Genomic DNA, 22355 nt, shown 5'->3' with positions numbered 1-22355 from the left:
CAGGGGACTCCAGGAAAAATCAAAACCGGGCGAGGTCGCCGTAAATTCGTTCGATACGCACCCAGGCGTCGGTGGCCTGGGCCGTCGCCGCGAGGTACTGGGTGCGGGCCGCGATCAAGGTACGCTGGGCGTCGAGCACGTCGAGAAAGCTGAACTTGCCCATCTCGAAACCACGGGTGGCGCTGTCTACCGCGCTCTGTGCGGCAGGCAGGATCTGTTGGTTGAACGCACGCACTTCGGTGTTCGCCGTTTGCCACAGGTCCAGGGCCTGGCGGGTTTCGGTGCGCAGGCGCAGCTCGGCGGCGTTGCGCAGGTCGCGGGCCTGGTCGGCGCGTCGAGTGGCCGCGAGGATGTTGCCCTGGTTGCGGTTGAACAGCGGGATCGGCATCGACACGCCCACCAGGTTGACCCGCTCGCGCACGCTGGCGTCGTACTGGCTGCCAATGGACACATCCAGGTCCGGAATGCGCTGGGCTTTTTCCAGGCCCACGCTGGCTTCGTTCTGCACAATATTGAGTTCGGCCAGGCGCAGTTCGGCGGTTTGCTCAAGACGTGCCAGCAAAGGCGCGGCGGCGGGTAACGCCGGCGCGGAGGTGTTTGGCGTGGCGACGGCCTGGAAGTCGGTGGCCGCACTGCCGGTGCTGGTGGCCAGGCGACGGTAGGCATCAGTGAGGCCAATCTGTGCGCGGTTCAATTCCAGGCGGATTTCCGACACCTGCACCTGGGCGCGGGTAGCTTCCACCGGTGACGACTTGCCGGCGGTGACACGCCCGTTGGCGACCACCAGGCCGCGCTCGGCAAGCGTCATGGAGCGTTGCGCCAGGTCGAGGCGCTCCTGGGCGCGCAGGGCGCCGTAGTAGCTGTCGATGACCTCGGCGCGCAACAGGTTACGGCGCTGCTCCAGGGTCAGCGCGGCGGCGTCCTGGGCGCGGGTGGCCACCTCGATGCGCGCACCGCGCTTGCCGCCCAGTTCCAGGGTCTGGCTGAGTTTGATACTGGTGGTGCGGCTGTTGCGGCGGGTGTCTTCGGCATCCCAGGAGGCCACAGGGTTGGGGATCAAGCCGGCCTGCTGGCGGCCGCCCTGGGCGATGTCGATTTCCCATTGTGCGGCCGCCAGGTCCGGGTTGTTGGCGAAGGCGGTTTGCAGCGCTGCATCGAGGGTGAGGGGTTGTGCCTGGGCGGCGTTTGCGGATATCCACAATGCCAATGCTGCCGCCCCCAACAGTGTTCTAACGGAAATTGCCATAACGAGAGTTCCACGCCCATGAAGTCGCTGAGGTGTCCCAGCGGGGGCAATGTAGCTGTCGGTACTTATCAGGGCCGTGGGTGAAAGATTACAAATCCGTTAGCCAGGCTCAGGCATGCACGTCGTCGTGATCGTCATGCTGAAAACCCTCGCCCTCGACCTGGATCGTGGCATGGGAAATATCGAATTGCTCGTGCAGTAACTCCGTCACTCGGCTGAGGATCTGTTGCTCAGTGCCCTGGGACGCATCCGCGACCAAATGCGTACTCAGCACATTCTTGCCACTGGTGAGGGCCCAGATGTGCAGGTCGTGCACGTCCCTGACCCCAGGCACGCTGCGGATGGCCTGCTCCACCTGCTCGATATCGACGCCTTCCGGCACACCTTGCAGCAGGATGTTCATGCTCGCCTTGAGGAGGGTCCAGGTGCGCGGCAATACCCAAAAGCCGATGGCGGCCGCGACCACGGAATCGACCCACCCCCAGCCGGTGAACATGATCACCAGCGCGGCAATGATCACGCCGACGGAGCCGAGCATGTCGCTCCAGACTTCCAGATAGGCACCCTTGACGTTAAGGCTCTCGCCGCTGGCCGCGCTGAGCAGGCGCATGGAGATCAGGTTGACGACCAGCCCCAGCAGCGCAATCACCAACATGCCGGTGGACTGGATCTCGGCGGGCGTCTGCAGCCGCAGGTAAGCCTCGTACAAGATGTAGAACGCCACGGCGAACAGCAGCAATGCATTGAACGCAGCCGCCAGAATCTCGAACCGCGCATACCCGAAGGTGCGCTTGCGATCTGCCGGGCGCTTGGCGACCTGGATCGCCACCAGGGAAATCGCCAGGGCCAGGGCGTCGGTCATCATGTGCGCCGCGTCCGACAACAGTGCCAGGCTGCCGGTGATAAAGGCGCCGATGACTTCGGCCAGCATGAAACTGCCGGTCAGCCCCAGGGCGATCCATAACTTGCGTTCGTGGCCGGCGCGTACTTGGGCGTGGCTGTGTCCTGCGCTCATGGGATGTCCTTGTGGGTTGGGAGGAAACGGATCATAGAGCTATAGGCCAGATCCACGGGCATGGTTTGCAAAATTGTCATCTGCACGCCAGAACGTCGTTAGCGTTGAGCGCACCAAAATCGTTCATGGACACGCTGGGGCAGTTCTATCAGGTACGACTTGCTTGCTCTGGCACCTTGCCATCCTGGTGCCTATTGTCGGAGAAAGTTCTTAAACCTCACACGTAATACATAGTCTTGCCTCAGCGATCGAATAATGGCATATAGTCATCACGCAAATTATTGTGCCTTAAACATTACTCACAGGGAGCGTGAAGGTGATCACCTACAGCGACGCGATGCAATCAGTACCCGTGGGCCAAAAGCCCTCAGTATTACTCGCAAACGGTTTCTCTCAAGCGTGGAACCACCAGATCTTCAACTACAAGTATCTGCTTCAAGCTGCTAATTTCGGAGATCGAGAATTTCAACTTAAAGAGCTATTTAAACAACTTAACACTTATGACTTTGAAAAAGTCATGAAACGACTGGTTTCCACACAGCTTGTACTAGAAATTTACGAAGCGAACCCAGAACTCATAGAAACCGTAAAGCGAGATCAAGAAGTACTGAAGTCAGCACTTATAAACGCCATCTCCAACACTCACCCTCCACTACCCAGCAATATTTCTGATGAACAATACACCACAGCACGAAAGTTTCTATGTTCATTCAACCAAATATTCACACTGAATTATGACCTATTGCTTTACTGGGCAAAAAATAAAAACAACCTACCTCCAGAGCGCTACTCCACCGATGACGGCTTCAGATACCCAACATCCTGGGTAGGGCATGGTACTAACCAGGAGGTCCACTTTCTTCATGGGGGACTGCACATTTATGATACTGTGTCCGGTATAAAAAAGCATAAATGTACGGAAGATGGAATCCCCATAATTGACCAGGTCAGAGAAAACTTAGAGCACGGGAAATTCCCCCTGTTTGTTGCGGAGCCGACCCATGCAAAAAAACGCGCACGGATAGAACACAACCCCTATTTAAATTATTGCCTACGAAAGCTTAGAGACTTAAACGGCACACTCTTCATCTATGGCCACTCTATAGCAGACAACGACAGACATATATTTGAAGAAATAAAGGAGGCTCAAGTGGAGAAAATTTTCATTAGTATCTACGGAAAAGCTGAAAGCAAAGAAAATCAACAGACAATGATGAGAGCAAAACATCAATTTTTCGGATTTGATATAGAATTCTTCCAGGCCGAAACGACACCGATCTGGGGCCCATAACAAGTTAAAGTTCCGTAAGCAAAAGATTAAAAACTATCTCCCCCTCCTATCAGCAGAAATTTGGCTATGGGAGGGGGGGCAGGTTGAGTATTGACACTCAAAAAAACATTAGTAGTTCGCGTAGCCTAAATTACGAAAGACGATCGTGGTTCCCACCCCCACCGCCCCCATCACCACGCAATACCCCACGCAGACCCACGGGCTGGTCGGCATCAGCGCGATCAATAGCAGCGGCGTAGTACTCGCCCACAGCGCATAGGCAATGTTGTAGGTGAAGGAAATCCCCGACACCCGCACCTGCGCCGGGAACAGGCCGACCATCACTGACGGCACCGCGCCCACCACCCCGCAGCTCAAGCCTGCCACGGCGTACGCCGCGCCCAGCCACACACCGCCGCTGATCAGGCTGGCATACAGGATAAAAATCCCTACCGGCAGCAACAGGCTGTAGACCAGCACCGCGCGCCAGGCGCCGATGCGGTCCACGAGCAAGCCGGCGAGGACGCAGCCGATATTCAGGAAAACGATGCCCAACGCGCTCAGGGCGAAGGTGTGGCTGGGACTCATGCCGAAGGTTTTCTGCATCATGGTCGGGGTGATGACCACCAGCACCACCACGGCTGAGGTGAGTACGCAGGTCAGGATCATGGCTGGCAACAGCACGGCGCGATGCTCGCGCAGCACGGTGCGCAATGGCATTTCGGCGGCGGCCTGGCGACGCGCCTGCATTTGGAGGAACACCGGGGTTTCGCTGAGCCAGCGACGCAGCCATACGCCGATCACGCCGAATACGCCGCCGAGCAGGAAGGGCAAGCGCCAGGCATAGTCGAGGATTTCGGCCGGGGTGAAGACTTGCGCCAGCAAGGTGGCAGTCAATGCGCCCAGCAGGTAACCGAAGGTCAGGCCGGCTTGCAGGAAGCCCAAGGCGTAGCCACGGTGCTGGCGCGGCGCGTGCTCGGCGACGAAGGTCCAGGCGCTGGGCACTTCGCCGCCCACTGCAGCACCTTGCAGCACGCGCAGCGCCAGCAGGATCAAGGGTGCGAAATAGCCGATCTGCGCGTAGGTCGGCATGATGCCGATCAGCAGGCAGGGCAAGGCCATCATCAGGATGCTCAAGCTGAATACGCGCTTGCGCCCCAGGTGGTCGGCAAAGTGCGCCATCAGGATGCCGCCCAGCGGACGGGCGAGGTAGCCAGTCACGAAGATGCCGAAGCTTTGCAACAGGCGCAGCCACTCAGGCATTTCCGGGGGGAAAAATAATTGGCTGAGGGTCAGCGCGAAAAACACAAAAATAATGAAGTCGTAGATTTCCAGGGCTCCACCGAGGGCGGCCAGGCCCAGGGTTTTGTAGTCGGAGCGGGAAAAACGCTGCGCCCGTGGGGAAAAGGTGGCAGTCATGTGCAGGCTCGGCAGACAAACAAAATGGCGTGCAGGTTATGAGCTGAACCCATTGAAGGCAATCACGACGGATATATTTGCTTTACTCATTGATCGTTGAAGATAACTACATTCCCAAATCAATGGGGGTAGAGGAACATGCCGTAAAACTGCCAAACCCCATAATAAATACAAGAGGAAAGCTTCATGGCCGATGCTATCGAAGAAAGCCGTTACGCTCGATTTGCTCTGCGTTGTTCCAATTTTGCCGAGCGCTGGTTTCCCGACTCCTGGGTGTTTGCCGCCCTCGCGGTGATTATCGTCGCCGTGGCGACCCTGGGCATGGGCGCAGCGCCCGCCGAAGCGGCCAAAGCATTTGGCGACGGGTTCTGGAGCCTGATCCCGTTCACCATGCAGATGGCGTTTGTGGTGATCGGCGGTTATGTAGTCGCCAGCTCGCCGCCCGCGGTGAAGTTGATCGACCGCTTGGCGCGCATCCCCAAGAACGGTCGTTCGGCGGTAGCCTGGGTGGCGTTGATTTCCATGGTGGCCTCGTTGCTCAACTGGGGCTTGTCCCTGGTGTTCGGCGGTTTGCTGGTGCGGGCGTTGGCCCGTCGTACCGATTTGCGCATGGACTACCGCGCCGCCGGCGCTGCGGCATACCTGGGCCTCGGTGCCGTGTGGGCGTTGGGGCTGTCGTCGTCAGCCGCGCAGTTGCAGGCCAACCCGGCCAGCTTGCCGCCGTCGATCCTGTCGATCACCGGGATGATCCCGTTCACCGAAACGATCTTCCTGTGGCAATCCGGTGTGCTGCTTCTGGCGCTGATCGTGGTGTCGCTGATCATCGCCTACGCCACCGCGCCCGGCCCCAACAGCGCCCGCGATGCCAAGGCATGCGGCGTCGACCCGGCCTTTAACCTGCCCAAGCCACAACCGCCGACGCGTCCGGGCGAATGGCTGGAGCACAGCCCGTTGCTGACGATATTGCTGGCATTGCTGGCGGCCGGCTGGCTGTTCCATGAGTTCTCAACCAAGCCGGCGATCAGCGCCATCTCCGGGCTCAACACCTATAATTTCCTGTTCATCATGGTCGGCGCCCTGCTGCACTGGCGCCCGCGCAGCTTCCTCGATGCCGTGGCCCGTGCGGTGCCAACCACCACCGGCGTGCTGATCCAGTTCCCGCTGTACGGCTCGATTGCCGCACTGATGACGGTGGTCAAGGGCGGTGACGGCCAGACCCTGGCGCACCATATCTCGACGTTCTTCACCTCCATCGCCTCCCACGACACCTACGCGCTGCTGATGGGCGTGTATTCGGCGGTGCTGGGCTTCTTCATCCCATCGGGTGGCGGCAAGTGGATTATCGAGGCGCCCTATGTGATGCAAGTGGCCAATGACCTGCAATACCACCTGGGCTGGGCGGTGCAGATCTACAACGCCGCCGAGGCACTGCCGAACTTGATCAACCCGTTCTATATGCTGCCGCTGCTGGGGGTGTTGGGGCTGAAGGCGCGGGACTTGATCGGGTTTTCGTTTGTGCAGTTGTTGGTGCACACGCCGCTGGTGTTGTTCTTGTTGTGGGCGCTGGGGACGACGTTGAAATATTTGCCGCCTGTGATGCCCTGAATAACGGGTGACCGCAACTGTTGGTAGAACAGCTGCGGTCAAGGATTTACAGGAAGGCGTGCCAATAGATCAGGTAATGCACTCTGTATCGTGTCCCAAACAACATCCAAGTTGATATCGAAGTAACCATGAGCGATTCGGTTGCGCATCGCTCGCATATTGCGCCAAGGAATATGTGAATGGCGTGCCGCGAAGTCCGGATGCTGATCCATGATTTTCGTCGACGCTTCACCAACGATGATCAGGCTTCATGACCACAGCTTGTTGTGTTCGCCGGTCCTCCAAAAACTCTTCTTTGCTCAAGCCCTCTACAAAAGTGATAGCGTCAGTGGCAGCTTGCCTTATGTGCTCCAGATAATCCCCTAAGCGATTTTCTGTCATACAGGACGGGCCTCAGCCAACACCTTGGCGCGAAATTTCAAAGGCAAGTCGCCAGGCGTCAACAGGTCGACATTGACGCCTAACAAGTCCTCAAGCTCGACCTGCAACCCGCCAAGATCAAAAAGAGTTGTCCCCGGTGGCACATCAACCAACAAATCAAGATCACTGCCTTCTTGGTCGGTACCCGTTAATACAGACCCAAATACTCTCGGGTTTGATATTTGGAAACGTCCTATCACTTCTCTGACAGTTGCTCGTTGTAGATCAAGTGCAGTTGAAGGTTTCACGACTCACCTCGATGGTGTGCATTAGAAGCCCAGTCTAGCAGCGCTTACTCTGTGTAGACACGCCCCGCACATCACATGTGTGTCTTCGTTCCGTCACATTCCATTGCTACCGTCCTGCGAAATATCTTGCAACATCTCGCCAAGGACTCCCCCCGCAATGAGTGACGAGCACAACAACCGCCCTACCCACGACTGCGCCCCCAAAACGCCGGTCGACACCAGCCGTCGGCGCTTCCTCGGCGGTGCGGCGGTGTTGGGGGTAGGCGCGACTTTGAGTGCCTGCGGCCATACCAGCGAAGCGCCGAGCACACCGGTAGCCAGGCCGCTCACGCCCCAGGAACTGGACAAGGCCTTGAGCGACCAGGTTAAAACCGTGGTGGTGATCTACGCCGAGAACCGCAGCTTCAACAACCTGTTTGCCGATTTCCCCGGGCTTGAAAAACCACTGTCGGCGTTATCCGCCACTGACACCCGGCAGCGCGACCGCGACGGTAGTGTGCTGGCCAGCCTGCCGCCCACATGGGGCGGTGTGTTGCAAGTAGGCCCGCAAACGGTCGACGGGGTGACCTACCCCAGCGGTGTGCAATTCCAGGAAAACCTTTCCAACGCACCGTTTGCCCTCAAGGGCCCGAACGCCGAAGACCTGCCATTGAGCTTGGTAACCCGCGACCTGTGGCATGTGTTCTATCAAAACCAGATGCAGATCAACGGCGGCAAGAACGACGGTTTTGTCGCCTGGGGCGATACCGGGGGCCTGGTGATGGGCCATTACGCCCAAAGTCGTTATTCTCTGCGCCTGTGGGACGTTGCCAGGGAGTTTGTGCTCTGCGATAACTTTTTCCAGGGCGCATTTGGCGGCTCGTTTCTTAACCACCACTACCTGATCAGCGCCACGGCGCCGGTTTATCCCAATGCCGCGCAATCGGTGGCCAAGGCGCAGATCGCCACGCTGCAAAGTGATGACCCCACCGACACGCGCCTCAAGCCGCTGGACGCGTCCCCGGCCAGCGCCATGACCGGCCCGCCGCAGTTCGGCCCCAGCGCGCTGACCCCGGACGGTTACGCCGTAAACACCCTGGCCCCGCCGTATTGGCCCACCTGGATTCGCGACCCGCAAAACCCGGATTACTCAAAGCCTGACCTGCCCAATGTGCTGGTGCCGCAAACCCACGAGCACATTGGCGACAAGCTGTCGAAAAAGAACGTTGACTGGGCCTGGTATGCCGGCGCGTGGCAGGCCACTCTGGAGCAGTTCAAGGATTCGGGCGGGATCCCCAAGATCCCGAACTTCCAGTACCACCACCAGCCGTTCAACTACTTCAAGCAGCAAGGTCCGCAAAACCGTGCGGAACGTGATAAACGCCTGCGCGACGGCGGCTTGGGGGATGAATCAAGCACGAACAAGTTCTTCGCAGATGCCCAGGCCGGCAAGCTGCCGGCCGTGAGTTTCTACAAACCCCAGGGCAACCTGAACATGCACGCCGGTTATGCCGATGTGGCCTCGGGCGACCGCCATATCGCCCGCGCCCTGAAAGTGCTGCAAGAGAGCCCGCAGTGGAAAAACATGGTGGTGGTGGTCACCGTCGATGAAAACGGCGGCTGGTGGGATCACGTCGCGCCGCCCAAGGGTGACCGCTGGGGCCCGGGCACGCGGGTGCCGGCCCTGGTGGTGTCGCCGTTTGCGCGCAAAGGCACGGTTGACCACACGGTGTACGACACTGCATCGATCCTGCGTTTGATCACCCGAGTGTTCCAATTGGAGACTCTGGACGGCCTCAAGCAGCGTGACGACGCGATGATCGCCCGCGGCCAGAAGCCCATGGGCGACCTGACCAACGCTTTGCAATTTCACCCGTAGAGGCTTATCCAATAACGACATGCCTGGCGATTTAACACGCGATTTTCCCGGTCAGCCGCTACTGTGTGCAGGTGGGCTTTTATCCCGCGCAGACGGGCGTCGCTGACAAGGAACCAACTATGTTTAAAACGACCAGGCTGTCCTTCACCCTCGCCGCACTGCTGGTGAGTGCGGTCGTACAGGCCGACATCGAGGTGCCTCTGGGCAGTACGCAGCGCGTCACCCAGTTATTCGCATTTCCCAATAACTGCAACGTGATCTGCTTTCGGCCATGGACGCTGGAGCAGACCGCTGAGCACTACTTGAACCAGAGCCTGCAGCGTGACGGCTACAGCCGCGCCAGGGTCAGTGTGAAAACCCACGATGGCCAGGTCTGGGCGAATTTCAGCGGCGTACCGGACACCTACGGCCAGTCCCTGACCACCTTGCTCAATACCGCCGACCTCGCTTATCAGGGTGCCAGCCGGCTCAACAGCGATGGCAAGTGGGCTTATAACTGGTACCTGTTCCTGCCGCTGGGCATGGCCCTGGAGAACCGCAAGAGCATCGAACTGCTGCACTTTCCTCCGGACTACTCGCTCACCCAGGCCCAGGACTACCTGGAGTCGGCCACCACTGACCGCTGGGCGGCCTTGCTTACCGACAACGGCATCCCGGCCAGCGAGACACCGGCTTACCAGACCATCATCGATATCGCGCCCATCGCCGCACCGTCCAACGCAGGCAAGGATCTCGAGAGCGTCTACAGCTACTTCACCGACTACCAGACCCGCATGGTCAAGGAACTGAGTCTGCACGCCAACGGCTCACTGCCGATGGTGGCGTTCGGCGCGCCGGTGCGCAGTTGGCTCAAGCAACAATACGGTCAGAACGTCGGCGTGCTGGAGCTGACCCAGATCAGCCCGACACCAGGCACGAGCGTGTCAGTGCTGGGCGCCAACCACCCCAGCTACATCTGGTACGCGGCGGACCCGGCAAGCTATGACGGAGATGAACAAAAGGCCGACGAGGCCGGATTGAAAGTAATGGGGCAGGATTTAAGCGCGGCCTGCTGGCAAGCGGGCATGGGCCAGAAACCCGCCAGCGATGCGAATGTGTTGCTCAAAGCCTGCTTGAATACCTGGCAGGTCACACGCAAGGAGCAGACCTGTGAGCTGTTCTTCACCTCGGTGCGCAACCTGACCCCGGAGCAGGCCAATACCAAGTGCGCCACACCGCCTATCAAGGCGCAATTGAAGCAGCTGAAAAACGCCGCGCCGCCCCCCACTGTTACCTCTCCCGCGCTTTAACGCGAACCCGCGGTTTCTACTGTCAGATCTGGCAGTAGAAACCGGCTTCAACTTCGGCGAGTCTTGGCTTGCGCCCACTTGCTGCAAGACTGGCAGTCAGAACACCCCAGATCCATGCAGCCCAATTCAGGAGAGTGATGAAGACTCAAGCCATGGATAAGGCTAAAACGGCAGTGAATGACTGCCTCTACCCCTTTGAGACGCTGCAGGTGGAACAGGGTTACCCCTCGACCGCACAATTCAAGGTCGTGCGATACCCTAATGGCAAGCGGGGTGGCATCAAGGCTCGCATCGACTTTGACAGTCGAGTACGCATCGCTCTGGTTTCAGGCTACGCAGTCAGCGAGCGCCGGGCGCATACGCTGCAACTGTCGCCGCGTATTCACTTGTACGATAGATGGTTCTGCGGCCTGATACGGCACTCCTGCAAGCCGAACGTGCTCCTGGACACCACGTACATGGAACTATGGACCCTGAACACCATTACCGCAGGCAGCCTGCTGACCCTGGATTACGCCATTACTGAAGACGCGCTTTACCGGCAGTTCGCTTGCCATTGCGGCGAGCTGAACTGCCGGGGCTGGATCACCGGCAGCAAAGAGCCGTTGAACGCCCAAGGCCTGGCCTGGTGGCGCGAAAACAAAAGGTCCTAGGCTTCGCCCAACGGACGCAGGCGGTACTGCGGCGGCAGTTGCTCGAAGCCACTGATGGTGGTGTTCAAGCTCTTCCAGCGACCGTCCTTGATGCCGTAGATGCAGCCATGGATCGACAGGCTCTGCCCACGATGCCAGGCATTTTGCACAATGCTGGTGTGACCGACATTGGCCACCTGCTGGATCACATTGAGTTCACACATGCGGTCAACGCGTTCTTCTTCAGTTGGCAGTTGAGCCAGCAGTTCGCGGTTCTCGTAGTAGAGATCACGAATAGTGCGCAGCCAGCCGTCGATCAGGCCGAACTGGCGGTCCTGCATCGACGCACGCACGCCGCCGCAGCCATAGTGGCCGGTGACGAGGATGTGTTTGACCTTGAGCACGTCCACCGCGTACTGGATCACTGACAGGCAATTAAGGTCGGTGTGCAGCACCACGTTAGCCACGTTGCGGTGCACGAACAGATCACCGGGCAACATGCCGACGATCTCATTGGCCGGCACCCGCGCGTCGGAGCAACCGATCCACAGGTATTCCGGGGTTTGCTGGCGGGCGAGCTTGGCGAAGAATTCGGGATCTTCCTGTTTGATCGCATCCGCCCAGCGTTCGTTGTTATCAAGCAGGTCTTGTAGTTCGTTCATCAGGGAAAGCCTCAGGAATGATGCGCAGTTTTGTGACTGACAACCCCTCGTCCGGGTCACGCCTGGCGCAAATTAGCTTGAATCTTTGGGGCTCAGCGCCTGTCCACACACTATAAGCCCCACAGTATGAGGATTGGCCATGACTGAATCACGACGTCCCTACGGCGCAACCCAGCCGGAACCGATCGACGACAACGAAGACCGCATGGGTTCGATGCGCGAGCTGGATTTTGACGAAGAGGACCAGACAGCGGAAATCGGCGATGAAATCCCGCGTGGCGAGCGCGAGCAGCTGATGCCCGACGAACGGGTACGAGAGGCCGGGATGACCGGGGCCTCGACCGCTGATCATGAATCAACCGATGATGATATGAGCCCGGAAACGCTGATTCACGAGGACGGTGCCAGAGATGCTCGGGAGGAAGGAGAAGACAGCCCGGCGGACTACGATCTGAGTGTTGTTGGTGAAGAGGATATTGGTGGCGGAAATGGCCTGGATGAGGCCGAACTGGCCGATCTGGACCCGCTCAACGGCAAACGCTGACACAACGCAGCTCAAAATGTGGGAGGGGGCTTGCTCCCTCCCACATTGGTTCCGGTATTTAGTCGACGAGGGTGCAAGCCATGACGACCGCGTCTTCGCGACCACCCACAGCAGGGTAGTAATCCCGGCGTCGGCCAATCTCATTGAAGCCATAGCGCTCATATAACCGAAAAGCCCCGGTATTGCTGTCCCGCACTTCCAGGAAGCATTCCCGCGCGTTGGCCGCGTAGGCACGGGACATCAGGTGTTCCAGCAGCGCCAAACCCAATCCGCGCCCCTGGTTTTCCGGTTTAACGGTGATGTTCAGCAAGTGCGCTTCATCGAGAATGATCTGCACCACCCCATGGCCCACCTGCTGCTCACCTTCGAACATCAGCCAGATTTGATACTTGCCCAGCCCGTCGAGAAAGATCCCTCGCGTCCAGGGATGGCTGAACGCCGCGTATTCGATTTTCAGCACCGCGTCGAGGTCGGCCTCGGTCATCGGGCGGAAGGATAAAGCCTCACTCATCAGTTGTTTTCCAGCGCGCCATCAGCCGGCGCATGGCTTGCCAGACATCAGCCTTACGCTGTGGCTCTTCCATTAATAATTCCAGACCCGGCAGGGCCCATACCGAACCCAGGCTGTCGACCTGCAGTTCGCGGTACCAGGCCTCGGCATTGGCTTCACCGGCAAACCGCACGGCAGGCAAGCCGATCAGCCACAGGCACACGCAGGGTTCGTCTTCCAGACGCGCCGAGACAAAGCCCTGGACAAAATCCCGCGCAGCTTCCGGGCCCTGGTCCATGGTGCCGCGTACCAGCAGCGGCCAGCGTACAGGCTCACCGATGATTTGCGGGCTGTCGGGCAGGCCGGCGGCGCGCAGCATGTCCTTGAGCAGCAGGTAGGCCGGGTCGCGGGACTGGAAGCGCTCGCCGGTGGGCAGCTCCACCAGCAACAGGCAACGCCCGGCCCGCAGCAATTGCAGGGCAAAGCGGGGCGGCGGCACTACCGGAGCCTTGACCACCGGCGCGGCCTCCTCCACCACCTTGGCAGCCTTGGTCACCGGCGCAGGGCGTGGCACTTCGATCTTTGCCCGTTCGACCGCCGGGCGTGTTTCGACTGGGGGCTTGACCACCGCCACGGGCGCGGCAGCCTCTTCCCCCGACGACTCGAACGCCTCATAGGGCTCAAGCGCCTGCAACAACTCGGGCCGCGACGGCGCGGCAAACGGCAGTTCGGTGCGGGGCAGCCAGTTGACCACCTGCATGGCGGTCAAGTAAGCGCGACGTCGGGACTCGATAAGCACAGCTCGGCCACTTGTGGATAAGTAAAGAGCGGGGATTCTACCGCTGTTCGGCAACAATCGCCCACTGCGCACTGACCGGCTGTGGATAAATCCCGCGCCTGATGCAGTACAATCGCGACTTTTAATCGCCAACCAGCCGGCCATTCCCATGATCGAACCCAAGCGCGTCCTGCGCGCCCTCGCCGAACACTGGGCCTTACTTGAGCCTCTGTGCGAACACTTCGACCAAGGCACCCTGAGCCTGAGCGAGCTGCGCGCACAATTGGCCGCCCAACAACTGGACAGCACGCCCCAGGACATTACCAGCCTGCTGGACGTGTGGATTCGCCTGGATATCCTGGTACCTGTCGCCAAGAGCCCGAACCGTTTCGAGCTCAACGCGCAGATCCACGACTTCCTCGCTTATCTTCGCAAGGAGCACCGGCTTGGCCTGTGCCTGGAAATCGAAGCCTACCTGCGCCACCTCGAGCGTCTGGCCGGTTATATCCAGGACGCCTTCGACATCCGCGACGGCCATGACCTGGCCCGGCAACTGCGCTTGCTGGATATGCGCGTGCGCGACGTGCTGAAAAAACTTGCCAACGACGAACAGGCCCTCGCCGCCGTGGCCGATCGCGCCAAGACCAGCGACCGCCAGATCCCGTTGCGCCAGCGCTACGCCGAGGTGTTGGCAACCTGGGACGAATACGTCGAGCCGATGATTCAGCTGGTGAACGCTGACGGCGCCTTCGAGCAAGGCGTGCGCAAGGTGGAAAACGTGCTGCTGCGCATGCTCACCGAGCAACAGCGTCTTGGCCACCTGGTGGACGACGACATGCTGCTGCGCACTCACGCGCGCATCCTCGAAATGCAGACCAGCGCCCAGTTGACCTTGCGCCATGCGCGCGAGCTGCTGTTGCCGCTGCGCGAAGAAGCACGCCGGCATAACGCAGTGACTCGCGGCGCTGCGCTAGCCTTGTCGGCGATTCGCCGTAAAGGCCTGGACGCGGTGCCGCAAGCGGCGATGCCGATGTTCACCCGACCGCAAAGCACCTTCCTGGGCAGCGCCAGCCAGGTCGAGGCTTATGTGTATGCCCTGGCCAATTTCGAGCCGAAACCGGCGCGATTCCCCAAGGCGCACAAATCCCACAAGGGCGAAGCCCCGCGCGCGCCGCGTACGGTCAAGGAAATGCTCGAGCGCTGCGAAGACGCCCTGCCGATGCCGGACCTGATGACCTGGCTGCTGGAACAGGAGCCCGACGGCGCCACCGACGAATTGCTGTACTGGTTTTCACGCCTATCCCGGGAAAAACGCTTCAAGCGCGAGCGCCTGGAACGTCGCGATTACCACACCCACGAGCATCAGGTCAGCCTGCGCTCCTTCGCCCTGCTCCCGGCCGGCGTTGACGCCACCGAGAATTCTGCGAGCACCCCTTATGCATCTTGATCTATCCGAACTGTCCCAGCTGGCGCCGATTTTTCGCGAGCTGTTCAAGGGTTACCACGTCAGCCGCCGCGACCCGGAGCTGTACGCGCAGCTGTCGAACTTCCAGGACCAGTACCGCACGCTGTTCAAGGCCTTGGGCTTTGAGCTGGTATGCGATACCCGCGGTTTCTACTACTTCGTCCCGGACACCGCCGTGGCTGCCGCGCAGGTCAACAAGACCGCCCAGCGCCTGGCCTTGTTTACCTTCATTCTCGTCGAGCACCTGGCCGACCAGGGCCGCGACCCGGTTGCCGTGCTCGACGGCGGCAGCCTGGGGCGCGACGAATTGCCTTCGTTGCTGGAGAAGTACCGCGACCTGTTTATCCAGGCCGAAGTGCAGACCCAGGAAGAGCTCGAAGAAAAAATCATGCGTCGCATGACCCAACTCGGTTTTGCCAGCGAAGACAACGGTATCTACCGCTTCCTGCCACCAATGCACCGTTTCCTCGACGTGTGCCTGTCGGTGCAACAGGACCGCGACCTCGCCGCCAGCGTGCACAGCGTATTGCCGCTGCCGGTGCCAGTGATCATCGACGAAGACAGCGATGAAAAACTGCTGAAGACCGATGACCCGCTGGACCTTAGCGCCTTTGATGAGGAAAGCGAAGAAGACGCCCTGGCCCGAGCCATTGCCGAAGAACAGGAAACCGACGTATGAGTAAGGAACGTTACGGCATCCGCCGCTTCGCCCTATTGAACACCGCCGGTTACAGCCTGGGCTTGTTCCCGCTGGAAGAGCCGCTGTCGGTGTATGGCGCGAACAACCTGGGTAAATCCGCATCCATCAACGCCTTGCAGTTCCCGATCCTGGCGCGCATGTCGGACATGAGTTTCGGCAAGTACACGCTGGAACAATCGCGGCGCTTCTACTTTGCCACCGATACCAGCTACATCCTGGTAGAAGTCTCCCTGCCCCACGGCCCGCACGTCATCGGCGTGGTCGGACGCGGGCCGGGCGGCGGTTTCGGTCACCAGTTCTTTGCCTATGCGGGCAAGCTGGACCTGGCTCACTACCAGAAAAACGACACCTGTCTGCGTCAGAAAGAGCTGTTTACCAACCTTGAGCGCGAGGGCCTCAAAGCCTACGAACTCAAGCCTGATGAACTGCGGCGCTTGCTGGTGGGCGGCCATACGTCGATCCCGCTGGACCTGACCCTGATCCCGCTGCGCTCCACCAGCGAACAGAGCTTGAAGACGTTCCGTGCGTTGTTTATCAACCTGCTGCACATGCGCGAAATCACCGCGGCCAAGCTCAAGCAACTGTTCCTCGACGCGTTCGAACACAGCTTGCGTTCAGGCAGTGTCGACTACATCGCTGCGTGCGAAGAAGCCTTCCGTGATGTGCGACGCATGGAGCAGGACTACAACTCGCTGGTGGCTGCCGGGCCGTTGGTCGAGGCGTTGGCCAATGGCGTGAAACAACGCGACGCCTTGCGCGGCAAACTGCATCGCCTGTCACCGCTGCTGGATTCGTTGCTGGGCACCTGGTCGGACTACGCCAGTGCGCGCAAGGAAGAGCTGACCATCCAGGCCGAGCACTACCGCAACGAGCAGGACGCGCTGCAGAACGACCAGCGTGGCGGTACTCAGGAACTGATGCGTCTGGAGCGGGAGATCAGCGGTATCCAGCGTTGGCTGGGCGAGCTGTCGGTACTCAAGCATCGCTTTGCCCTGGTGGATGACGTCAAGGTGCTGGAGCAACAGTTGCTCGCCGCCAAGGACGCCCACGATGAACTGGCGGGCGCATTGGCGCAGTCGCGACAGTTCAGCGCCGAGGACCTGGACGAGCGTCTGCGCGACCTGGAAAAGCGCTTGAAGTCGGTCAGGCAGCAACTCGATCACGCCGACAACAACAGCTATGCCAAGCTGCGCGAGGAGTTCTCGCAACAGGATGTCGAACGCCTGATGCGCCTGTTCAACAGCTCGTTGTTCAGCCTGCCTCTGGGTGAGCACGGCATCACGCTGGATGAGGACGGCCAGTGGGTCAAATCCCTGGAGCAGATTCTCGATGGCTTCAAAGGCGAGCGCTTTGAAGTGCCGGGGCTGTCCATCGACATCTCGCACATCGAGCCGCCTGCGTTGCAGGCCCTGGCCGACCGCGCCGCATTGCGCGACCAGAAGGAGCGCCTGGAAAAAGAACTCAAGCAACTCAAAACCCAGCAGGCCGTAGCTTCCGACCGCGCGGCGAGCAAGACCCAGACCGAAGCGCTGTATCAGCAGGTGCTGGATGCTCAGAAGGCATTGGAAGATTTCCGCCGCACCCAGACCCTAAGTGCAGAAGAAGGCGAGAAGCTGGAAAACCTGGCGCAAATGGAAGCCGCCCAGGATGAGCTGAAGCGCTCCAGCGATGCCTTTACCGAGCGCGTCCAGCAATTATCGGCCAAGCTGCAACTGGTCGGCCGCCAGATCGGCGATATGGAAGCCAAGCAACGCACGCTGGATGATGCGTTGCGTCGTCGTCAGCTGTTGCCGGCGGACCTGCCGTTCGGCACGCCGTTCATGGACCCGGTCGACGACTCCATGGACAACTTGCTGCCACTGCTCAATGACTACCAGGATAGCTGGCAGGGCTTGCTGCGCGCCGACGGCCAGATCGAAGCCCTGTACGCTCAGGTGCGCCTCAAGGGTGTGGCCAAGTTCGACAGCGAAGATGACATGGAGCGTCGCCTGCAGCTGCTGATCAACGCTTACGCGCACCGCACCGATGAGGCGTTGACGCTGGGGAAGGCACGCCGAGCAGCGGTGACCGATATTGCCCGTACCCTGCGCAATATCCGTAGCGACTACGACAGCCTTGAACACCAGTTGGCGTTATTCAACCGCGAGATCAACAAACGCCAGGTCTCCAACCTGCAGAGTTTTCGCATCGTGCTGGCGCCGAACAAGGAAGCCCTCAAGCATATCGACCAGATCATCCACAGTGCTGGCCAGTATGAAGAAGGCGAAACGCTGTCGGTGTTCGACCTCAGCCAGAGCGCCGAGCAGGACAACAAGAACGAAGAGGCCAAGGAATACCTGGCGCGCCTCGTTGCGGCCAACCATAACCAGCTGGGCCTCAAGGACTTGTTCGAACTGGCGTTCGAGATCACCAAGGTGCACGGTCAGCCGGTGATTCATACCGACATCGATGGCGCCGCGTCCAACGGCACCACCATGACCATCAAGGCGCTGACCAACATGTACTTGTTGTTGCACTTGATGGACCGTGACCAGGCCGGCCGTGTGCGTTTGCCGTATTACCTCGATGAGGCTGCAGACATTGATGAGAAGAACCAGGCTGCCTTGCTGGAAACCAGCTTGCAACTGGGCTTCGTGCCGATCCTGGCCAGTGTGAAGCCGCAGGTCTCCGCCCAGGTGGCGATCGACCTGGAAGGCGGCAGCGGGCCGAACGGAATCTACATTGATGAGGCGGACTGGAAATACATCCGTCGCCATGATGTGGTGAAGGCGACGATGAATGTGCAAGCCGATGAGCCGGAGCTGGATGAGGTCTGACGCGTTGCGCTGACATGCAAAAAGGCCGCGATCTTTTGGATCGCGGCCTTTTTTTCGGCTTGGGATTTGCGGTGTGTTTGTGGGCCTCATCGCGGGCAAGCCCGGCTCCCACAGTTGGAATGCATACTTGCTGAAAATGCATATCCCTGTGGGAGCCGGGCTTGCTCGCGAAGGCCGCGCATCGGTTTATTTACCGAGTGGAATCTTGGGCGCCCAGGTCAGCCACTCATCTTCAAACTTATCGAACAACGGGAAGGTCTGCTGTGGCCGTGCCGGGTTGCCCATGCGTTCGCCATCCGGCGTGGCAAAGGCGATACCGCCGGCCACCAAGGTCTCCAGGGACTCGGTGCGCACCGTCGCGCCCTTGAACAGGCCGAAGTCGAGACCGAAGCCGCTGGTGTTCCAGAAGCGACTGCCACTGCGTACCAGGGGTGCGTACTTGGGCTCGATCAGGATATGCACCAACACACGGTCGGCGGTCTGGCCCAGTTCATAGCCGGTGACCTTGCCCACGGTGACTTCACGGTAAGTGACCGGCACGCCTTCTTTGAGCGAACCACGGCGAGCGGCGCTGAGTGTCAGGCTCAGACCTTGCTCCTGATGGACAGCCTCCGGCGGCTGATCCAGTGCAACAAAGTTTTTTTGCGGCCCGGCATTTTTCACCGCAGGCTGCACCTCGATGTATTGCCCGGTGACCAGGGTTTCAAGATTGGAGGTCTTCATCAGGCCCAGCTCCGGCTTGACCACCCAGAACTGGCTGCCTGCGCGGGCGATACGATCAGCCACCTGAGTAATACGGGCGCGCAGCAATACGGACTGCATGTCGGCGCTGAGGTCGACGCTCTCGACCTTGCCAACATCGAGGCCTTTGAAGCGTACGGCTGTACCGGGGCGCAGGCCGTCGGCACGATCGACCTTGATCGTCACCAGGGTGCCATGCTGATTCGCGGCGTCACGGTCGGCGAACAAACGGAAGCGCGGGATACGGTGCTTCAGGGGAACGTTGGGCTCCGGTGTTTCGAAGGCGATACCACCGGCCATCAGGCTGGCCAGGGATTCGCTTTTGACCTGGATGCCACCGGTGAGCCCACCAGTGAGAGTGACACCGCTGGCGTTCCAGAAACGTGTCGAGCCGTTGACCAGGCCTTCATACTCTTTCTCGATATGAACGCCGATCACGAGTTGCTTCTTCTTGCGTGAAAACTGGTAGCTCTGCACCGAACCCACCTTGACCTGTTTGTACAGAATCGGGCTGCCGACATCCAGCGAGCCCAGGTTGTCGGTGAGCAGCACCATGTGCAGGCCGGGGGAGCGCAGGTCTAACGGCGGCGCCTTGGCGCGGGCCACATACTCACGTTGTGGCGGGGTGCCTTTGTCACCCGGGCGGATCGCGATGTAGTTACCTTTGACCAGTGCTTCCAGGCCGGTGATGCCTGCCAGGGAGATGGACGGCTTGACCACCCAGAATTGCGTGTCCTGGACCAGGTAGTCTTCGGCCAAAGGATCAAGGGTCAACTCGGCGCTGGCGCTGGACAGGTCCGGGTCGATCTTCAAGGTTTTCAGGCTACCAACCTGGATGCCTTTGTACATGACCGGGGTACGCCCGGCCTGGAGGCCTTCGAAATCGGTGAGTTTGACCTTGACCTTGATGCCGGCTGCGGCGGCATCGAAGTCCTCGTACAGGCGAAAAGGCAGGCTCGGGTCGGTGGGTGGGCTGTCTTGGCGATTCTCAGGCGTGGCGAAGGCGATACCACCGGCCACAATGCTGGAAAGCGATTCGCTGCGCACCTTCACCCCGGAGAGGTTGGCGTCGATACTGATGCCGCTGGCGTTCCAGAAACGCGTGTGCTTGCGCACCAGGCTGGCGTAGGTCGGCTCGATATAAACCTTGATCTCAACGATGCTCTGGTCTTCGGACAACAGATAGCTTTTGACCTGGCCGACCTGAATCTGCTTGTAGAACACCGGACTGCCACGGTTCAGCGAGCCCAGGCGGTCGGCCTTGAGCGTCAGGTGCAGGCCCGGCTTGGCGTCGGATAACGGTGGTTCTTCAGACAGCGCCTTGAACTTGCGCGTGGGCTCACCATCGCCCGGGCTGGCGGCGATGTAGTTACCCGAAACCAGGGTCTCCAGGCCAGTGATGCCGGCGAGGCTGACGCTGGGCTTGACCAACCAGAAGCGGGTGTTGGTCCTCAGATACTGCTCTACATCCTTGTTCATCTCGATGGTGGCGATCACCCCGCGATTACTGCCTTCGTCATCCAGGGCCAGGGTCTTGACCTTACCTACGGTCATGCCTTTGTAGACCACTTCAGTCTTGTTGACTTGAATACCCTCGCCGCTCTCAAAGCGGACCTGAATCTCAAGACCTTGCTGGGAGTAGGCGCGCCACCCCAGCCAGCCACCGATGATCAGGGCAATCAGGGGCAACACCCAAATAGCCGACCAATTGGAGGCCGGGCGGGTTTTAGCTTTAGGCAAATCACTCATGGTCGTCGTCCGACTCCGTGTTATCCCAAATCAGTCGGGGATCGAAAGTTACTGCGGCAAGCATCGTCAAGATCACCACACTGGCGAACGCTGCAGCGCCGAGATTGGCCTCGACACTGGCAAGTCGCCCAAAGTTAACGACCGCCACCAGGATAGCGATCACGAAGATATCCAGCATGGACCAACGGCCAATGAATTCGATAAAGCGGTACATCACAATGCGTTGTTGCGCGGACAGCGGTTGGTGACGCTGCACCGAGAACAGCAACAGGCCGATGCCTACCAACTTGAATGTCGGCACCAGAATACTGGCGATGAACACCACGGCGGCGATAGGAAACATGCCGTGCTGCACCAGCTGGATCACCCCCGCCATGATGGTACTCGGGTCGCCTTGGCCGAGGGAGTTGACGGTCATGATGGGCAACAGGTTGGCGGGGATATACAAGATTGCTGCGGTGATCAGCAATGCCCAGGTACGGGTGAGGCTATTGGGGCGACGCGCATGGATCAACGCGCCGCAACGGGTACAGAGTTGCTCGTCGGTATCCGCTTCTTGCTTGTTCAATTCATGGCATTCGGTACAAATCAGAATGCCTGCATCAATCGCCCGCATGGTCATCCTCTCCTGACAGTGCTTGCCAGATCTGATGGGGTGACATCACCACCTCAAGCAGAACTTGAACCATTAATAAACTGACGAAGCAGACCAGACCCAGGCCGATCGTGATGGAGGCCATGTCGGCGAGCTTTACGATTGCCACCAGTACGCCCATCAAGTAGACCTCCAGCATCCCCCAATCCTTCATATGGTGGTAGATGCGGTACAACAACAGCCCGTAACTGCGACCGATGTTCCAGCGGATGCTGAGCAACACTGCCAATTGGCAGAGCAGCTTTAGCAAGGGGATCCCCATGCTGCACAAGAACACAACGGCAGCAACGCCTTGCATACCGGTATCGAATAAGCCAACAACGCCGCTCCATACGGTGTCCTCCGAGGACTGCCCGAGTAGATTGAGCTGCATGATGGGCAAAAAGTTCGCCGGGATGTAAAGCAGCAGGGCCGCAAGTACTAAAGCAAGGCTTCGCTCGACCACATTGTGGCGGTGAGCGTACAACTCGTAGCCACAGCGTGGGCACTGGGCCTTTTCGCCAAGGGCGAGCGCTGGCTTGCGCATCAGCAAATCGCACTCATGGCATGCCACCAGGTCGTCCAGTGGTAAATCCGACACCTCAACGGCATCAACCGGATCGGGCATAGATAGGGCTCTGACTCTAAAAATAGTTAGGTGGCTATTCTAGTGCTCTGGCTCGGAAATAACTGTGCAATTTTGTCGGGCGATTGAGGGATGCCAGCCGTGCGCGGATAGAGTGGACACTTTTCGACCGCCCAAAACAAAACCCC

Annotated in this window: 19 protein-coding genes and 1 pseudogene; 9 read left to right on the top strand and 11 right to left on the bottom strand. The window is 59.6% G+C overall.

Going from position 1 to position 22355, the window contains the following annotated elements; genetic code table 11:
* Positions 1 to 19 precede the first annotated feature (19 nt).
* Both E4O97_RS04060 and E4O97_RS04055 read right to left on the bottom strand, forming a co-directional pair.
* Positions 20 to 1246 (bottom strand): TolC family protein, encoded by a 1227-nt coding sequence (locus tag E4O97_RS04060; RefSeq protein ID WP_032878041.1) that lies wholly within the window; start codon positions 1244 to 1246, stop codon positions 20 to 22.
* Positions 1247 to 1355: 109 nt separating this feature from the next.
* Positions 1356 to 2261: a cation diffusion facilitator family transporter gene (locus E4O97_RS04055; RefSeq protein WP_032878042.1), complete on the bottom strand. Its 906-nt coding sequence runs from the start codon at positions 2259 to 2261 to the stop codon at positions 1356 to 1358.
* Between the two features lie 316 nt (positions 2262 to 2577).
* Here E4O97_RS04055 and E4O97_RS04050 point away from each other — a divergent pair, with 316 nt between their 5' ends.
* Entirely contained in the window at positions 2578 to 3552 is a 975-nt protein-coding gene (locus tag E4O97_RS04050; protein ID WP_216090704.1) for a DUF4917 family protein, read from the top strand.
* Between the two features lie 108 nt (positions 3553 to 3660).
* Here the strand turns inward: E4O97_RS04050 and E4O97_RS04045 are convergent, their stop codons facing one another.
* Positions 3661 to 4950, bottom strand: a complete 1290-nt coding sequence (locus tag E4O97_RS04045; protein ID WP_216090703.1) for an MFS transporter — start codon at positions 4948 to 4950, stop codon at positions 3661 to 3663.
* A 186-nt stretch (positions 4951 to 5136) separates the two neighbouring features.
* On the opposite strand from E4O97_RS04045, the gene E4O97_RS04040 reads away from it, so the two are divergent.
* Positions 5137 to 6555, top strand: coding sequence for a TIGR00366 family protein (locus tag E4O97_RS04040; protein ID WP_032878044.1), 1419 nt, complete (start codon positions 5137 to 5139; stop codon positions 6553 to 6555).
* A gap of 38 nt (positions 6556 to 6593) precedes the next feature.
* Here the strand turns inward: E4O97_RS04040 and E4O97_RS04035 are convergent.
* Together E4O97_RS04035 and E4O97_RS04030 are read right to left on the bottom strand one after the other, a co-directional pair.
* A pseudogene (locus E4O97_RS04035) lies at positions 6594 to 6936 on the bottom strand (DUF86 domain-containing protein).
* Positions 6933 to 7223, bottom strand: coding sequence for a nucleotidyltransferase family protein (locus E4O97_RS04030; RefSeq protein WP_248160876.1), 291 nt, complete (start codon positions 7221 to 7223; stop codon positions 6933 to 6935). The pseudogene E4O97_RS04035 and the gene E4O97_RS04030 overlap by 4 nt, the downstream one beginning before the upstream one ends.
* 157 nt (positions 7224 to 7380) lie before the next feature.
* Here E4O97_RS04030 and acpA point away from each other — a divergent pair, with 157 nt between their 5' ends.
* The 3 genes from acpA (at position 7381) to E4O97_RS04015 (ending at position 11023) form a co-directional block, all read left to right on the top strand.
* Positions 7381 to 9081, top strand: a complete 1701-nt coding sequence (gene acpA, locus E4O97_RS04025; RefSeq protein WP_248160875.1) for an acid phosphatase — start codon at positions 7381 to 7383, stop codon at positions 9079 to 9081.
* Between the two features lie 119 nt (positions 9082 to 9200).
* Positions 9201 to 10370, top strand: a complete 1170-nt coding sequence (locus E4O97_RS04020; protein WP_078820212.1) for a hypothetical protein — start codon at positions 9201 to 9203, stop codon at positions 10368 to 10370.
* A gap of 137 nt (positions 10371 to 10507) precedes the next feature.
* Positions 10508 to 11023, top strand: a complete 516-nt coding sequence (locus tag E4O97_RS04015; RefSeq protein ID WP_032878050.1) for a hypothetical protein — start codon at positions 10508 to 10510, stop codon at positions 11021 to 11023.
* Here E4O97_RS04015 and can read toward each other — a convergent pair.
* Entirely contained in the window at positions 11020 to 11664 is a 645-nt protein-coding gene (gene can / locus E4O97_RS04010; protein ID WP_005784518.1) for a carbonate dehydratase, read from the bottom strand. The two genes, E4O97_RS04015 and can, sit on opposite strands and share 4 nt — an antisense overlap.
* Positions 11665 to 11803: 139 nt before the next feature.
* On the opposite strand from can, the gene E4O97_RS04005 reads away from it, so the two are divergent.
* A complete protein-coding gene (locus E4O97_RS04005) occupies positions 11804 to 12208 on the top strand; it encodes a hypothetical protein (RefSeq protein ID WP_032878051.1) in 405 nt (134 codons plus the stop codon).
* A 58-nt stretch (positions 12209 to 12266) separates the two neighbouring features.
* Here the strand turns inward: E4O97_RS04005 and rimI are convergent, their stop codons facing one another.
* Positions 12267 to 12719, bottom strand: coding sequence for a ribosomal protein S18-alanine N-acetyltransferase (gene rimI / locus E4O97_RS04000; RefSeq protein WP_003188286.1), 453 nt, complete (start codon positions 12717 to 12719; stop codon positions 12267 to 12269).
* Complete coding sequence (locus E4O97_RS03995) at positions 12712 to 13458, bottom strand: hypothetical protein (RefSeq protein ID WP_056845582.1); 747 nt, start codon at positions 13456 to 13458, stop codon at positions 12712 to 12714. Before E4O97_RS03995 ends, rimI begins: the two co-directional genes overlap by 8 nt.
* 187 nt (positions 13459 to 13645) lie before the next feature.
* Here E4O97_RS03995 and mksB point away from each other — a divergent pair, with 187 nt between their 5' ends.
* Genes mksB through mksF form a run of 3 tightly spaced genes read left to right on the top strand, consistent with a single transcriptional unit; the run spans position 13646 to position 18457 of the window.
* On the top strand, positions 13646 to 14923 hold the full coding sequence (gene mksB, locus E4O97_RS03990) for an Mks condensin complex protein MksB (RefSeq protein WP_005784507.1): 1278 nt from the start codon (positions 13646 to 13648) through the stop codon (positions 14921 to 14923).
* The gene (gene mksE / locus E4O97_RS03985) at positions 14913 to 15620 is read left to right on the top strand and encodes an Mks condensin complex protein MksE (protein WP_032878054.1); all 708 of its coding nucleotides are present in this window, start codon (positions 14913 to 14915) and stop codon (positions 15618 to 15620) included. Before mksB ends, mksE begins: the two co-directional genes overlap by 11 nt.
* Positions 15617 to 18457 carry an Mks condensin complex protein MksF gene (gene mksF / locus E4O97_RS03980; RefSeq protein ID WP_005784503.1) on the top strand — a complete coding sequence of 947 codons (2841 nt, stop codon included), beginning with the start codon at positions 15617 to 15619 and terminating at the stop codon, positions 18455 to 18457. The genes mksE and mksF overlap by 4 nt, the downstream gene beginning before the upstream one ends.
* 186 nt (positions 18458 to 18643) lie before the next feature.
* Here mksF and E4O97_RS03975 read toward each other — a convergent pair whose 3' ends face one another.
* Genes E4O97_RS03975 through E4O97_RS03965 form a run of 3 tightly spaced genes read right to left on the bottom strand, consistent with a single transcriptional unit; the run spans position 18644 to position 22209 of the window.
* On the bottom strand, positions 18644 to 20947 hold the full coding sequence (locus E4O97_RS03975; protein ID WP_248160874.1) for an MlaD family protein: 2304 nt from the start codon (positions 20945 to 20947) through the stop codon (positions 18644 to 18646).
* Complete coding sequence (locus E4O97_RS03970) at positions 20940 to 21563, bottom strand: paraquat-inducible protein A (RefSeq protein WP_032878056.1); 624 nt, start codon at positions 21561 to 21563, stop codon at positions 20940 to 20942. The genes E4O97_RS03975 and E4O97_RS03970 overlap by 8 nt, the downstream gene beginning before the upstream one ends.
* Positions 21550 to 22209 (bottom strand): paraquat-inducible protein A, encoded by a 660-nt coding sequence (locus E4O97_RS03965; protein WP_248131927.1) that lies wholly within the window; start codon positions 22207 to 22209, stop codon positions 21550 to 21552. The genes E4O97_RS03970 and E4O97_RS03965 overlap by 14 nt, the downstream gene beginning before the upstream one ends.
* Between the last annotated feature and the right edge of the window lie 146 nt (positions 22210 to 22355).

The sequence above is a fragment of the Pseudomonas sp. W15Feb34 genome, from assembly GCF_023127765.1.
GTDB classification, from domain to species: domain Bacteria; phylum Pseudomonadota; class Gammaproteobacteria; order Pseudomonadales; family Pseudomonadaceae; genus Aquipseudomonas; species Aquipseudomonas synxantha_A.
This window is presented reverse-complemented; position numbering and strand designations above follow the sequence as displayed.

Excerpts from the sequence above, each read along its gene's own strand:
- E4O97_RS04060 (WP_032878041.1), bottom strand. The coding sequence starts at position 1,246 with ATGGCAATTTCCGTTAGAACACTGTTGGGGGCGGCAGCATTGGCATTG.
- E4O97_RS04055 (WP_032878042.1), bottom strand. The coding sequence starts at position 2,261 with ATGAGCGCAGGACACAGCCACGCCCAAGTACGCGCCGGCCACGAACGC.
- E4O97_RS04045 (WP_216090703.1), bottom strand. The coding sequence starts at position 4,950 with ATGACTGCCACCTTTTCCCCACGGGCGCAGCGTTTTTCCCGCTCCGAC.
- E4O97_RS04040 (WP_032878044.1), top strand. The coding sequence starts at position 5,137 with ATGGCCGATGCTATCGAAGAAAGCCGTTACGCTCGATTTGCTCTGCGT.
- acpA (WP_248160875.1), top strand. The coding sequence starts at position 7,381 with ATGAGTGACGAGCACAACAACCGCCCTACCCACGACTGCGCCCCCAAA.
- E4O97_RS04020 (WP_078820212.1), top strand. The coding sequence starts at position 9,201 with ATGTTTAAAACGACCAGGCTGTCCTTCACCCTCGCCGCACTGCTGGTG.
- E4O97_RS04015 (WP_032878050.1), top strand. The coding sequence starts at position 10,508 with ATGAAGACTCAAGCCATGGATAAGGCTAAAACGGCAGTGAATGACTGC.
- can (WP_005784518.1), bottom strand. The coding sequence starts at position 11,664 with ATGAACGAACTACAAGACCTGCTTGATAACAACGAACGCTGGGCGGAT.
- E4O97_RS04005 (WP_032878051.1), top strand. The coding sequence starts at position 11,804 with ATGACTGAATCACGACGTCCCTACGGCGCAACCCAGCCGGAACCGATC.
- rimI (WP_003188286.1), bottom strand. The coding sequence starts at position 12,719 with ATGAGTGAGGCTTTATCCTTCCGCCCGATGACCGAGGCCGACCTCGAC.
- E4O97_RS03995 (WP_056845582.1), bottom strand. The coding sequence starts at position 13,458 with ATGCAGGTGGTCAACTGGCTGCCCCGCACCGAACTGCCGTTTGCCGCG.
- mksB (WP_005784507.1), top strand. The coding sequence starts at position 13,646 with ATGATCGAACCCAAGCGCGTCCTGCGCGCCCTCGCCGAACACTGGGCC.
- mksE (WP_032878054.1), top strand. The coding sequence starts at position 14,913 with ATGCATCTTGATCTATCCGAACTGTCCCAGCTGGCGCCGATTTTTCGC.
- mksF (WP_005784503.1), top strand. The coding sequence starts at position 15,617 with ATGAGTAAGGAACGTTACGGCATCCGCCGCTTCGCCCTATTGAACACC.
- E4O97_RS03975 (WP_248160874.1), bottom strand. The coding sequence starts at position 20,947 with ATGAGTGATTTGCCTAAAGCTAAAACCCGCCCGGCCTCCAATTGGTCG.
- E4O97_RS03970 (WP_032878056.1), bottom strand. The coding sequence starts at position 21,563 with ATGCGGGCGATTGATGCAGGCATTCTGATTTGTACCGAATGCCATGAA.
- E4O97_RS03965 (WP_248131927.1), bottom strand. The coding sequence starts at position 22,209 with ATGCCCGATCCGGTTGATGCCGTTGAGGTGTCGGATTTACCACTGGAC.